The organism is Micromonospora sp. CPCC 206060 (genome assembly GCF_036906895.1).
In the GTDB taxonomy this organism is placed as follows: domain Bacteria; phylum Actinomycetota; class Actinomycetes; order Mycobacteriales; family Micromonosporaceae; genus Micromonospora.
This window is the reverse complement of sequence record NZ_JBAKHU010000004.1, coordinates 224,211-237,379: the sequence shown is the minus strand read 5'-3', so window position 1 is coordinate 237,379 and position 13,169 is coordinate 224,211. Positions and strand designations below refer to the sequence as shown.

13 protein-coding genes and 1 pseudogene are annotated in these 13,169 nt (G+C 67.8%); 12 read left to right on the top strand and 2 right to left on the bottom strand.

Translation table 11 applies throughout. From position 1 onward, the window contains the following. Window positions 1–233: 233 nt before the first annotated feature. The 5 genes from V6U90_RS06495 (at window position 234) to V6U90_RS06475 (ending at window position 4,005) form a co-directional block, all read left to right on the top strand. A complete protein-coding gene (locus V6U90_RS06495) occupies window positions 234–683 on the top strand; it encodes an NUDIX domain-containing protein (RefSeq protein ID WP_334432037.1) in 450 nt (149 codons plus the stop codon). Beyond that, window positions 680–1,456, top strand: a complete 777-nt coding sequence (locus V6U90_RS06490; protein WP_334432035.1) for a hypothetical protein — start codon at window positions 680–682, stop codon at window positions 1,454–1,456. Before V6U90_RS06495 ends, V6U90_RS06490 begins: the two co-directional genes overlap by 4 nt. A gap of 62 nt (window positions 1,457–1,518) precedes the next feature. After that, window positions 1,519–2,250 carry a phosphocholine cytidylyltransferase family protein gene (locus V6U90_RS06485; protein WP_334432033.1) on the top strand — a complete coding sequence of 244 codons (732 nt, stop codon included), beginning with the start codon at window positions 1,519–1,521 and terminating at the stop codon, window positions 2,248–2,250. Continuing rightward, on the top strand, window positions 2,238–3,305 hold the full coding sequence (locus V6U90_RS06480; protein WP_334432030.1) for an iron-containing alcohol dehydrogenase family protein: 1,068 nt from the start codon (window positions 2,238–2,240) through the stop codon (window positions 3,303–3,305). The genes V6U90_RS06485 and V6U90_RS06480 overlap by 13 nt, the downstream gene beginning before the upstream one ends. Then, complete coding sequence (locus V6U90_RS06475) at window positions 3,280–4,005, top strand: CDP-alcohol phosphatidyltransferase family protein (protein ID WP_334432028.1); 726 nt, start codon at window positions 3,280–3,282, stop codon at window positions 4,003–4,005. Before V6U90_RS06480 ends, V6U90_RS06475 begins: the two co-directional genes overlap by 26 nt. Window positions 4,006–4,275: 270 nt before the next feature. On the opposite strand, the gene V6U90_RS06470 is transcribed toward V6U90_RS06475, so the two are convergent. Next, window positions 4,276–4,458 (bottom strand): DUF397 domain-containing protein, encoded by a 183-nt coding sequence (locus tag V6U90_RS06470; protein ID WP_334432026.1) that lies wholly within the window; start codon window positions 4,456–4,458, stop codon window positions 4,276–4,278. A gap of 13 nt (window positions 4,459–4,471) precedes the next feature. Continuing rightward, window positions 4,472–5,332 carry a helix-turn-helix domain-containing protein gene (locus V6U90_RS06465; RefSeq protein ID WP_334432024.1) on the bottom strand — a complete coding sequence of 287 codons (861 nt, stop codon included), beginning with the start codon at window positions 5,330–5,332 and terminating at the stop codon, window positions 4,472–4,474. Window positions 5,333–5,492: 160 nt separating this feature from the next. On the opposite strand from V6U90_RS06465, the gene V6U90_RS06460 reads away from it, so the two are divergent. From V6U90_RS06460 to V6U90_RS06430, 7 genes and pseudogenes are all read left to right on the top strand, one after another. Next, window positions 5,493–5,714: a hypothetical protein gene (locus tag V6U90_RS06460; RefSeq protein WP_334432022.1), complete on the top strand. Its 222-nt coding sequence runs from the start codon at window positions 5,493–5,495 to the stop codon at window positions 5,712–5,714. A 133-nt stretch (window positions 5,715–5,847) separates the two neighbouring features. Beyond that, window positions 5,848–6,117: a hypothetical protein gene (locus V6U90_RS06455; RefSeq protein WP_334432020.1), complete on the top strand. Its 270-nt coding sequence runs from the start codon at window positions 5,848–5,850 to the stop codon at window positions 6,115–6,117. Between the two features lie 241 nt (window positions 6,118–6,358). After that, window positions 6,359–7,876, top strand: a complete 1,518-nt coding sequence (locus V6U90_RS06450; RefSeq protein ID WP_334432018.1) for a type I restriction-modification system subunit M — start codon at window positions 6,359–6,361, stop codon at window positions 7,874–7,876. Continuing rightward, a complete protein-coding gene (locus V6U90_RS06445; RefSeq protein WP_334432016.1) occupies window positions 7,876–9,072 on the top strand; it encodes a restriction endonuclease subunit S in 1,197 nt (398 codons plus the stop codon). Before V6U90_RS06450 ends, V6U90_RS06445 begins: the two co-directional genes overlap by 1 nt. Before the next feature lie 44 nt (window positions 9,073–9,116). Continuing rightward, window positions 9,117–12,530: a DEAD/DEAH box helicase family protein gene (locus V6U90_RS06440; protein ID WP_334432014.1), complete on the top strand. Its 3,414-nt coding sequence runs from the start codon at window positions 9,117–9,119 to the stop codon at window positions 12,528–12,530. Between the two features lie 66 nt (window positions 12,531–12,596). Beyond that, window positions 12,597–12,851 carry a type II toxin-antitoxin system Phd/YefM family antitoxin gene (locus V6U90_RS06435; RefSeq protein ID WP_334432012.1) on the top strand — a complete coding sequence of 85 codons (255 nt, stop codon included), beginning with the start codon at window positions 12,597–12,599 and terminating at the stop codon, window positions 12,849–12,851. Further along, a pseudogene (locus V6U90_RS06430) lies at window positions 12,848–13,164 on the top strand (type II toxin-antitoxin system VapC family toxin). Before V6U90_RS06435 ends, V6U90_RS06430 begins: the two are co-directional and overlap by 4 nt. The last annotated feature ends 5 nt before the right edge of the window (window positions 13,165–13,169 follow it).

The following is a 13,169-nucleotide window of genomic DNA, read 5'->3' as shown; positions in this document are numbered from 1 at the left end:
CGCAGCGGTCCCGCCGTGGACGGTGTCGACTGGCGGGCCAAGGCCCTCTTCGTCGGCCCGTAACCACCACGCTCCACCGAACCGGGGCCGGTCCCTCCCGAGGGGGACCGGCCCCGGCGCCGTTCCGCCGCTGCCCGGCTGGCTGGTCGGGTCGACCACAGCGACGACCCGCCGCCACCGGGACGGGACCCCAGCACCTCCCGCTGACGGTCACCGGTCGCTACTGTCGTGGCGTGTCCACCGAGCCTCTCCGCTGCGCCGGGGCCCTGATCGTCGACGACGAGGGCCGGATCTTCTTCCAGCGCCGATCCCCTGACCGACGACTCTTCCCGAACACCTGGGACGTGGTGGGTGGTCACGCCAGGCCGGGTGAGGCGATCGAGGAGACGCTCCGGCGGGAGGTCACCGAGGAGACCGGCTGGACGGTGTCGCAGGTGCTCGGCTTGGTCGGCGAGTACCGGTGGACGGGCAACGACGGGCTGCCCCGGATCGAGACCGATTTCCTGGTCCGGGTGGACGGCGACCTGGACCATCCCCGGTTGGAGGTGGGCAAGCACACCGAGTTCCGGTGGCTGGCCGAGGAGGATGTCACGGTCCTCGACGAGCACCGTGACGTGAACGACGGCATGATCCGCCGGATCGCCGAGGCCGGCTTCGCCGCCCTGCGTGCCACCGGTCGGTGAGCGAGGAGGTGGAGCTTCCGCCCCACCGGTTCGCGGGGCTCGTCGCGCCGGCTGTCGACCGGGTCGTCGTCGGAGCCCTGGCAGCCGTCCGTGAACGGGGCGGAGCGGAACTCAGCCAGCGCTACGGCGGGCCCGCCGCGACCGGCTTCCTGGTCGAGTTCCGGACCCGGCTGGCCGCGCCCGGCGGTACGGTGAGCGGCCCCGGCTTTGCCGCGGTGACCCGCTACCGGGACACCTCGCTCTGCCAGCGCGCCCTCGACAAGCAGGTCGCGCACGGCATGATCCACCGTCGGGACGACGGCGGTTTCCTGGCCACCGAACGTGGGTCGGCGTTCCTGACCGACATCTACCAGTTGCATGCCCGGGCCACCCGGGAACTGTGGGTGGAGCACACCGAGCGGGTCGGGCGGCTGGTGGAGACGCTGGGCCGGTTGCTCGGTGCAGCCCTGGCCAGCGCCGCCGAGGAGGACGATCCGGGCCTGGCCGCCGCCTTCGTGACCATGGCCCCGCCGTACGAGCCGGACGGCACCCCGTTGGGCGTGCTGCTGCTGAACCGGCTCACCGTGCTGCGCTACCACCGGGCCGACGCGCACGCCGCCGCATGGACGGCGGCCGGGCACACCGCCCGGAGCATCGTGGATCTGCCGACCGGTCCGGAGCGGCTGGCCATCGAGTTGGAGACCGACCGGCGGGCAGCCGGGCCGTACGCCGTACTCACCCCGGAGGAGCGGCTGACCATGCTGGCGGACCTGGCCGCGCTGCCCGCCGGCTGATCCACCGGGTGCGGCTCGCTATCCTCCCTGCGGTAGTGGTGACCGCGAGGGAGGATGTCGGAATGATCGGTATGGTGCTTGCCGCCGGGGCGGGGCGCCGGCTGCGCCCGTACACCGACACCCTGCCCAAGGCGCTCGTGCCGGTGGACGGTGGGACGACGATCCTGGACATCTCGCTGCGCAACCTGGCCGCCGTCGGGCTCACCGAGGTCGTCGTGGTCGTCGGGTACGCCGCCGACGCGGTCGTGGCCCGACAGGCGGATCTTGAGCAGCGGTACGGGGTACGGCTGACCCTGGTGCACAACGACAAGGCCGAGGAGTGGAACAACGCCTACTCCCTCTGGCTGGCCCGGGAGCACTTCGCCCGGGGCGTCCTGCTGGTCAACGGGGACACCGTGCACCCGGTCAGCGTCGAGCAGACCCTGCTGGCGCAGCGCGGGCCGGGCATCCTGCTCGCCGTGGACACGGTCAAGAAGCTGGCCGACGAGGAGATGAAGACCGTCTTCGACGCGGACGGCCAGCTCACCCGGATCACCAAGCTGATGGACCCGGCCGAGGCGTACGGGGAGTACATCGGTGCCACGCTGATCGAGCCGCACGTGGCGGACGGGCTGGCCGACGCGCTGGAGGCCACCTGGCGGCGGGACCCGAACCTCTACTACGAGGACGGCTACCAGGAGTTCGCCGAGCGGGGCGGGGAGGTCCGCGCCGCGTCGATCGGCGACATCCCGTGGGTCGAGGTCGACAACCACGACGATCTGGCCCGGGCCCGGGAGATCGCGTGTCACTACTAGCCCGTACCGTCATGACCCCGCTCGCCATCGAGGTGCGGCGGGGTGCGGTGGCGGACCTCGGGCCGCTGCTGGCCGACCGGCGGATCTCGGCCGGCGGTGACGTGGCGGTGGTGGTGGGGCCGGGTCAGGGCGAGAAGATCGTCGAGTTGATCCGGCCGACGCTCGGCTCGGCCGACGTCTTCACGGTCACCGGTGGTTCGGTGGATGCCGCGCTCGACCTGGGTACCCGGCTGCACACCCGGTCGTACGACGCGGTGGTCGGCATCGGCGGTGGCCGGACCATCGACACCGCGAAGTACGCGGCCACCCGGTACGGCATCCCGATGGTGACGGTGGCGACCAGCCTGGCCAACGACGGCATCGCCTCGCCGGTGGCGTCTCTGACCCACGACGGGCGCAAGGGCTCCTACGGCGTGCACATCCCGATCGCCGTGGTGGTGGACCTGGACTTCGTGGAGAACGGACCGGACCGGCAGACCCAGGCCGGGATCGGGGACGCGGTCAGCAACCTCAACTCGGTGGCCGACTGGGAGCTGGGCCACCGGGTACGCGGTGAGCCGATCGACGGCCTGGCCGTCACCCTGGCCCGGACCGGGGCGGAGGCGCTGGTCAACCACCCCGGCAAGATCACCGACGACGGCTTCCTCACCACGCTGGCCGAGGCGCTGATCCTGGGCGGCATCTCGATGGCGGTCTGCGGCTCGTCGCGTCCGGCGAGCGGCGGCGACCACGAGATCTCGCACGCCATCGACCACCTCTTTCCGGGTACCGGGTCGCACGGCGAGCAGGCCGGGCTGGGTGCGCTCTTCTGCACCTGGCTGCGCGGGGATCTGGAGCGGTTCGGCCAGCTCGCCCGCTGCCTGCACCGCCACGGGCTCGCCACCACCCCCGCTGGGCTGGGGCTGAGTGACGAGCAGTTCGTCGAGGCGGTGGAGTTCGCCCCACAGACCCGGCCGGACCGGTACACCATCCTCGAACACCTCGCCCTGTCGGCTTCCGAGGTCCGGGTGCGGCTGGCAGACTACGCCGGTGCACTCCGCAACCACCTCGACTGAGCTGTCCCGACCCACCGTCGCCGACTTCCACCGTACAAACCGGGGCGGGGGGCTGTTCAGCGAGTCCCTGAGCCAGTGGCTGGGCGCGGTCTTCGCCGCCGGTGCGCACCGGCTGGGGCTGCGGCCGACCGCGCTGACCATCGCCAACCTGGTACTCGGGCTGACCGCCTCGGTGACCGTGGTGGCGCTCGCCGACCGGGTGGCCGCCGGGACGGTACCGGCCTGGCTGGTCGGGCTGGTCGCGCTGGTCGGTTGGCAGGTGGCGTACGCCCTGGACTGTGCGGACGGTCAGCTTGCCCGGGTGGCCGGGCAGGGCAGCCCGGCGGGCGCCCGGGTCGACGTGCTCTGTGACGTGGCGGCCCAGATCGCGCTGGTGACCGCGCTCGGCACGGTGGCCGTGGCGCAGCGCCCGTCGACGCCGGTCTGGCTGGTGGCGGCGTTCGCCGGTACCTGGATGGTCAACCTGGTGACGTCGGTGATGCAGGCCGGGCCGAACGCGGCCAGCATGGTCACCTCGACCTCGCTGCCGGTACGCCTGGTCAAGCTGATCCGGGACTACGGCGCGGTGATCTTCGTGGCCGGGCTGGTGCTGATGTTCGCCCCGGCGTTGACGTTCTGGGTGGTGGTGGCGTTCACCGTGGTGAACGGCGGCTTCCTGCTGGCCAGCATCGCCTTCTCGGCCCGCGCCTCGCTGCGCTGAGCAACGCCGTACGTCCAAGATCGTGCTACTTCCAGGAAACTGCCCGCTGTCGGCGTACCCGACAGGGCTCTTTCCCGGATGTTGCGCGAACGCCGCGGGACGCACCCGTCGATGGGGAGTCAAGAAGGGGCCCTGATGGCCAGCCCCGCCAACGTGCGCCGGCTAGGACGAGGCCGTTGAGGAGCTGCGCCACGGATAGAAGGAACGTGCCCCGGCTCCGCAGGTGGGAGCCGGGGCACGTCACTGCCTCATCGGGTACGGGAGGTGGCGCTAGTCGGTCTTGAGGGAGTCGACGAACCTACGCCAGCCCTGGGCGTCGAAGGCCAGCACGGGACCGCCCCTGTCCTTGCTGTCCCGGACGGCGACCCCGTTACGAAGGTCCGCCACCTCGACGCACTGGCTGTTGGCGTCGCTTCGGCTGCTCTTGCGCCACACCACCGGTGACCGGTCCATTGCGCGACTCTCCCTACGTCATGTCCTGGGCGATGGCGGCGATCAGCTCCCGGGACTTGTTGACGCTGAGCGCTGCCGCGTGCAGGTGAGTGTAGGCAAGCGTAACGCGTCGCAAGTCATCCTCGCGTTCAAGATAGGCGTCTCCCGCCTGGCTGATCACGTACACGACTGGGCTGTGGATGTCCTCGGGAAACTCCAGGATCGAGAAGGAGCCCACGGTGCCGGGGTGCCAACCCTCACTGAACGGCAGTACCTGAAGCTCGATGTTCGGCCGGTCGCTCATCTCGATGAGGTGATGGAGCTGGGCGCGCATGACGTCCGGGCCGCCGGTCTGACGACGCAGCACCCCCTCGTCCACGATTCCCCAGAACTTGAGCGCCGGCTCTTCGGTCAGGCAAGCCTGCCTGGTCATGCGCACCTCGACCCGGCGGCGCACTTCTTCGATCTGGCCCGGCCATGCGGCACTGGTGATCGCGTAGGCGTATGCCTCGGTCTGGAGCAGCCCCGGCACGACGGCCAACTCGAAGTTTCGTACCGCCGTCGCTGCGGACTCCAACCCGATGTACATGCCGTAGGTGTTCGGGAGTTGGCCGAACTTCGCCCACCAACCGCGTTCCTTGCCCTGACGCTGGAGGTCGAGGGCGGTCTGTCGTACCCGATCGTCGCCGACGCCGTAGCGGGTGAGCATCACGATCACGTCGGCCCGGCTGACACCGACCACCCCTGATTCGATCTTGTAGATCTTCGACTCCGAGCAGCCCAGCTCGGCCGCGATCTCCTTGTGGGAGACGCCAGCAGCCTCGCGGAGCCGGTGCAGCTCCCGGCCGAGCTGCCAGCGCGCGATCGTCGGGCCGCTTGCCCTCGCCACATCCACCTCCAGCGTCGTGAACCGCCAGTGTTCTCCCCTCCACCTCCGAGTTCAAGGAACGCCCCGCGAGCATTTAGCTTCTCTGGAAATCTTCCATGGAAATCTAGACTTCCCAGTCGAGACTTGTCACTCTGTGATTGGAAACCGCTACGTTCGGGAGGCATCTATGGCTCGGCACGCGAAGACTCCGACCCGCCCCGGTCTGCTGCGGCGGCTCTGGCCGTTCACGCGCCGCCCCACGCGGCCACTCGACCGCCTCGGACCGGCGACGAGCTATCCGGAGCGGGCGGGAGCGTACCGGGCTGTGGGCGTGGCCCGGGTGACCTACCTGGCGGAACGGCCGTTGCTGACCCGCGCCGGCGAACACCGGGCCGGACGCTGGTCGTGACGACGCGGCGGGCACCCCACCTGATCCGGTACGCCTGGTACGTCCTCGAATACCACCGCCATCACCGCTGCCCGCACTGCACGGCCAGCGGATGGTGTCTGATCGTTCACGTCGCACGAACCCGGATCAGGGCATGGCTCCGGTACCGGTAGCGGCGGCCGGGCTCAGGGCCGGGGATCTGCTCCACCTCACCCGGGCCGCCAGCGTCCAGTTCGTCAGGCCGATCAGGTTCCGCCTGATCCGGGTGCTCGGCTGGGAGACGTACCACGGTTGGGTGTGGCTCGATGGGTACGAACTGGACAACGACGGCGACGCGGTGGCCCAACGGGCGGTCTTCGTCCAGGTGGCCGGGCTCCGGAAGCTCACTCCTCCTGCCCCCGTTCCCCGGCGTACCACCCGCTGACCTGCCGCCCCGGAGCAGCGGGCCAGGTCAGCCTGCGGACAGGTCGTGGAGTACGGCCGCGAACGCCCGCTCCTGTTCCGTACGGCGCGGTTGCGGGGCGCCTGGGTCGACCATGGTGATGGCGGCCTTCCAGAGCGCCCACCCCCGGGCGCGGCCCGTTGATCCACACCAGACTGATTTCTTGATCAGGACTGTAGCCTGTGGACGGATCTAAGGAATGACGCCATGGGGACGAGGGCACGTGATAACCGGAGAACTGAAGAGCAAGGTCGACCGCGTCTGGGACGCCTTCTGGTCGGGTGGCATCTCGAACCCGCTGGAGGTGATCGAGCAGATCACCTACCTGCTCTTCATCAAGCGGCTGGACGAGATCGAGACCCAGCAGGAGGCGAAAAAGGCGCGCTTCCCGAACGCCCCGGTCACGCTCCGGTTCGGGCCGGACCAGCAGGAACTCCGCTGGTCCCAGTTCAGGGGACTGGACCCGGAGACGATGTTCAAGATCGTTGCCCATCAGGTGTTCCCCTACCTCCAGACGCTCGGTAGCGACGGGTCGACCTACTCGCACCACATGCGGGACGCCCGGTTCACCATCCCCACCCCGGCGCTTCTCGGCCGCGTGGTCGACATGCTCGACCAGATCCCGATGGAGGACCGGGACACCAAGGGCGATCTCTACGAGTACATGCTCGGCAAGATCGCCACAGCCGGACACAACGGCCAGTTCCGTACGTCCCGGCACGTTATACAGCTCATGGTCGAGATGACGGCACCGACGCCGACCGACAAGATCTGCGACCCGGCCTGCGGCACCGCCGGCTTCCTGGTCGAAGCCGGCGAGTACCTCCGGCACACCCACCCGGAAGCGCTGCTCGATGCAAAGCACCGGGAGCACTTCCACGAGGGCATGTTCCACGGCTTCGACTTCGACGGCACAATGCTGCGGATCGGCAGCATGAACATGCTGCTGCACGGGGTGGAGCGCCCGGACATCCACTACCGCGACTCACTGGCCGAGACCGTCAGCGGTGAGACAGAGAAGTACTCCCTGATCCTGGCCAACCCACCGTTCGCCGGCAGCCTCGACTACGAGAGCACCTCCAAGGACCTCCAGCGGATCGTCAAGACCAAAAAGACCGAACTGCTCTTCCTCGCCCTCTTCCTCCGGCTGCTCAAGCCCGGCGGCCGGGCGGCCGTGATCGTGCCGGACGGCGTGCTCTTCGGATCGAGCAAGGCGCACAAGGAGCTACGCCGGATGCTGGTCGAGGAACAGAAGCTCGACGGGGTGGTGAAGCTGCCCAGCGGCACCTTCAAGCCCTACTCGGGCGTCTCCACCGCAATCCTGCTCTTCACCAAGACCAACAGCGGCGGAACCGACAACGTCTGGTTCTACGAGGTGACCGCCGACGGCTGGAGCCTGGACGACAAACGGACTCCGTTGCTGCCGGACGAGAAGCGTGGGCCGACACCGGCTGTGGCGCTGACCGAGGAAGAACACGCGAAGAACAACCTGCCGGACGCGCTGGCACGGTGGTTCCGCCGGGACGGCGACGAGTTGCAGCGGGCGCGGACCGAGCAGAGCTTCTGCGTACCCAAGGCCGACATCGTCGAGCAGGGCTACGACCTCAGCCTCAACCGCTACAAGGAGGTCGTCCACGAGGAGGTCGAGCACCGGTCGCCTCTCGACATCTTGACTGACCTGGAGAGGCTGGAGTCCGAGATTCAGCAGGGCATGGCCGATCTGAAAGCGACGCTCGGATGATGGCCCTCTCTACGAAGCGCCTGGGAGATCTTGTACTCGAGGCCAAGCCGGGTTTCGCCTGCGGGGAGGAAGCCGAAGACGGCATCTTCCAGATCCGGATGAACAACATTACCCGGGATGGCCGGCTCGACTTGTCGAAGCGTCGGCTGGTCCCTTCGCAGCGGCCTGGGATGGTCAACTTTTTGCTACGCGAGGGTGATGTCCTTTTCAACGCGACCAACAGCCCTGACTTGGTTGGCAAGACAGCGTTGTTCAATGCGATCGACGGACCGACGGTGTTCAGCAATCACTTCCTTCGACTCCGCGTTGATCCTTCGATACTCCTGCCAGCCTACCTCTCCCGTTGGCTACAACTGCAATTCGATCGCGGGACCTTCAAGGCCATGTGTCGCCAGTGGGTAAACCAGGCGACGGTAGGGCGGGACGCCCTGTTGCGGCTGGCGGTACCGCTTCCTTCGCTGGCTGAGCAGCGGAGAATCGCGGAGGCGTTGGATCGGGCGGACGATCTGCGAGCCAAACGCCGCGAAGCCCTCGCCCACCTCGACGAGCTAGCCCTGGGCATCTTTCTCGACCTATTTGGATCGTCGGAAACCAATCCGCATGGCTGGCCTTCGATTAGGCTCGCGAACGTTCTAGGCATACCTCTTCGAAACGGTATTTCCCCTGCCACTCGCGGGGAGATTGAGGGGTATGTGCTCACACTTTCTAGCATCACAGGGCAACAATTCAACCCTACGGCAAGAAAGTCAGCGACCTTCCTCGTGCCGCATTCGGCCGCCCAGGTCGTGCACCCTGCCGATTTTTTTATCTGCCGGGGAAACGGTAATATTAACCTCGTCGGTCGAGGCTTTTTTCCTTTACAGGCGATGCCGGACACCGCCTTCCCGGACACGATTATCGCCGCACGGGTCAGAACCGAGCTAGTGCGCCCCGCCTTTCTAGAGCACGTTTGGCGGTCGGCTGGCGTCCGGCGGCAGATCGAGCTCTCGGCGCATACCACCAATGGCACTTACAAGGTCAACCAGAAGGGATTGGGAGGCATCTCATTCTTTTCGCCACCGCTGGAGCTGCAAGATCGGTTCACGGCCCGGGTTGCGGCTGTTGATGCACTTCGTGCCACCTACTCCTCTGGTCTGGCGGAGTTGGATGCGTTGTTTGCGTCGTTGCAGGATCGGGCTTTTCGGGGGTTGCTCTGATGTGAGATGCTCTGGGGCTGTCCACTGTGGGGGGTCGAAGTCCGGTGAGCAACTTCGCGTTCCTGCGGGCCGAGTGGCCCGAGCTGCTTGACGAGGCCCTGCGGGCCGAGCGACTTGCCGTCGCCGATCCGCGGGGCTCGTGTTTCTACGCCCGGCGCACATTGGAACTCGCGCTCGGCTGGCTCTTCGACGCCGACGCCACACTTTCCCGGCCGTACAGGGATGATCTTTCCGCGAAGATCCACGAGCCGACGCTGCGCAACCTGGTGGGCAACGGTCTCCAGACCAAGATGAACGTCATCCGCAGGCAGGGCAACCGGGCCGTGCACGAGCGGACCCCGGTGACGACGAAGGAGTCGGTGCCGGTCCTGCGGGAGCTGTTCCACGTCACGTACTGGATCGCCCGGCACTACACCCGCGACCCGGCGCACGTCCCGGCGGGCGCCCTCGCCTTCGACCCGCAGCTCATCCCCCGACCGGTCCCGGCCGAGGTGCGGCAGCAGACCCAGGCCGAGTTGAAGGCGCTCGCCGACCGGCTCGCCGCCCGGGACGCGGCGCTCGCCGCCGAACGCGAGAAGAGCGCCACCCTCGACGCCGAGCTGGCGCGGCTGCGCGCCGAGATCGCCGCCGCGAAGGCCGCCAACGAGGCCCGTCCCGACGACCACGACTACGACGAGGCGCAGACCCGCGACCTCTTCATCGACCTGCTGCTCAACGAGGCCGGCTGGCGGCTCGACCGTCCGGAGGACCGCGAGTTCCCGGTGACCGGCATGCCCAACACCACGGGCACCGGTTACGTCGACTACGTCCTCTGGGGTGACGACGGCAAACCGCTCGCGGTGGTCGAGGCCAAGCGCGCCCGGCGGGACCCCACCGCCGGCAAGCAGCAGGCCAAGCTCTACGCCGACTGCCTGGAGCGACGGTACGGTCAGCGCCCGGTCATCTTCTACACCAATGGCTACGACACCTGGCTCTGGGACGACACCACCTACCCGCCCCGCCCGGTGCAGGGCTTCCACACCAAAGGCGAGTTGGCGCTGCTGATCCAGCGTCGCGCCATCCGCCGGCCGCTCGCGGACGTACCCATCAGGAACGAGATCGTCGAGCGGCACTACCAGCACCGGGCGATCCGCAAGATCGGTGAGGCGTTCGAGCGGGACCGGCAGCGTCAGGCGCTCCTGGTGATGGCCACCGGTGCCGGCAAGACCCGTACCGTGATCGCCCTGGTCGACGTGCTGATGCGGGCCAACTGGGTCAAGCACGTCCTCTTCCTCGCCGACCGTAACGCCCTGGTCCGGCAGGCGACCAACGCGTTCAAGGAACACCTGCCCTCGGTCGCCACGGTCAACCTGGTCGAGGAGAGGAACGCCGAGGGCCGGGTGTACGTCTCGACGTACCCGACCATGATGGGCCTGATCAACGAGACCGCGAGCGGCGGGCGGCGCTTCGGGCCCGGCTACTTCGACCTGGTCGTCATCGACGAGGCGCACCGGTCGGTCTACCAGAAGTACCGGGCGATCTTCTCCTGGTTCGACAGCCTGCTGGTCGGGCTCACCGCCACCCCGCGCAACGAGATCGACCGCAACACCTACAGCCTGTTCCACCTTGAGGACGGCGTCCCCACCGACCACTACGACCTGGAGGAGGCGGTGAACGAGGACTACCTCGTCCCGCCGCGTGCGGTCTCCGTACCGCTGAAGTTCCAGCGCGACGGCATCCGCTACGACGACCTCAGCGAGGAGGAGAAGGACGCCTGGGACTCGCTCGACTGGGGTGACGACGGGCCGCCGGAGAGCGTCGACGCGGACGCGGTCAACAAGTGGCTCTTCAACGCCGACACCGTGGACAAGGTCCTGGAGACGCTGATGACCCACGGCCACCGTGTGGCCGGTGGTGACCGGATCGGCAAGACGATCGTCTTCGCCAAGAACGAGGCCCACGCGAACTTCATCCAGGAACGGTTCGACCGCGCGTACCCGACGCACACCGGTCACCTGGCCCGGGTCGTCACCCACCGGACGAAGTACGCGCAGAGCCTCATCGACGCGTTCGCGCAGCAGGAGAAGGAGCCGCACATCGCGATCTCGGTGGACATGCTCGACACCGGCGTCGACGTACCCGAGGTCGTCAACCTGGTCTTCTTCAAGATCGTCCGGTCCAAGTCGAAGTTCCTCCAGATGATCGGCCGGGGTACCCGGCTCTGCCGGGACCTCTACGGCCCCGGGCAGCACAAGAAGGACTTCTACGTCTTCGACTTCTGCCAGAACTTCGAGTACTTCAACCAGAACCCCGAGCCGGCACAGGGGAAGCTCACCGAGCCGCTGACCGCGCGGGTGTTCAAGGCCCGGCTCGACCTGATCCACCGCCTCGACCAGCGTCTCCCCACCGACGCCGGCCCGGAAACGGATGCCGACGGGACGCAGGGCGAGGCGGGCCTGCGCTGGGAGCTGGCCCGCGACCTCCACCGCCGGGTGGCGAGCATCCACCTCGACAACTTCGTCGTACGCCCTAAGCGGCGCCTGGTGGAGTACTACGTCGACTTCACGCACTGGCACCGGCTCACCCCCGAGGCGGTGGAGGAGATCGGCAGCAACCTGGCCGACCTGCCCAGCGCGGTGCGGGACGACGACGAGGCGGCGAAGCGGTTCGACCTGATGGTGCTCCGCCTCCAGCTCGGCCAGTTCGACGTGGTGCCCGACTACGAACGACTGCGCCGGCAGGTGCAGGAGATCGCCTCGGCGCTGCTGGAACAGACCAGCATCCCGGCCGTACGCGAACAGCAGCGGCTCCTCGACGAGGTGGCCGGCGACGGGTGGTGGCAGGACGTGACGTTGCTGATGCTGGAGCTGATGCGTCGACGCCTGCGCGGGCTGGTCAGGTTGATCTCGCGGTCCAAGCGGGCCATCGTCTACACCGACTTCAGCGACGAGCTGGGTGAGATCTCGCTCGTCTCGCTGAACGACATCAGGATCGGTACCGACTTCGAGCGGTTCCGCGCCAAGGCCCGGGTGTACCTGCGCGACCACGAGAACCATCTCGCGTTGCAGAAGCTGCGCCGCAACAGGCAGCTCTCCCCCACCGACCTCGACGAGCTGGAACGGATGCTCGTGGCCAGCGGTGGCGGCACCGAGGACATCGACCGAGCCCGCCGCTCGTCCGACGGGCTCGGGCTCTTCGTCCGCTCCCTGGTCGGACTCGACCGGGAAGCGGCCAACGAGGCGTTCAGCGAGTTCCTGAAGGGTCGTACCCTGACCGCCAACCAGATCAGCTTCATCGACCTGATAGTCGACCACCTGACCCGGGACGGGGTGATGGCACCCGAGCGGCTCTACGAGTCCCCGTTCAGCGACATCGCGGCGTACCCGGATCTGATCTTCCCCTCCGCCGACGTGGACCGCCTGGTCACGATCATCGACTCCGTACGGGACACCGCCGCCCCGACGAGTGACGTGGCGTGACCGGGCAACCATGGCATAGTCAGATCGGGTCGGACTAAGACCTTAGCTAACCAGGGAGGTGAAGCCATGTCGGCAGAGGCCGTGCACTACAACATGCACGACGTGAAGACGCACCTGTCTCGCATCATCGAGCGGGTGGAACGTGGGGAGGAGATCATCATCGACCGGGCGGGCACCCCGGTAGCCCGGGTCGTTCCACTGGTCCGTCGAGTCAACCGCACCGCTGTCGGCTCCCTTGCCGGACAGGTGGACCTGTCGGGCGACTGGGATTCGCCGGACACCAACGACGAGATCGCCGACGACTTCGGTATCAGCGCATGACACTGCTGCTGGATACCCACATCGCACTCCGGGGCATTACCGGCGATGCCACCCTGGGCGAGGAGTTCCTTGATCGGCTACGGCCGCCGGCAAGCTCCCAGGGCCGGCTGACCTTGCCGAACAGATCCGGAACATGGGCTTTCGTGAACTACCGGTGACCCACGACCACGCTATCGCTGCCGGCCGCCTTCCCTCTCATCATCGCGACCCCTTCGATCGCATGCTCGTGGCACAAGCGGTGACCGAAGGGCTGACGCTGGTCACCCGCGACGCGTCGATCATGCTCTACGACGTGGACCTCCTCAAAGTGTGAGGGGC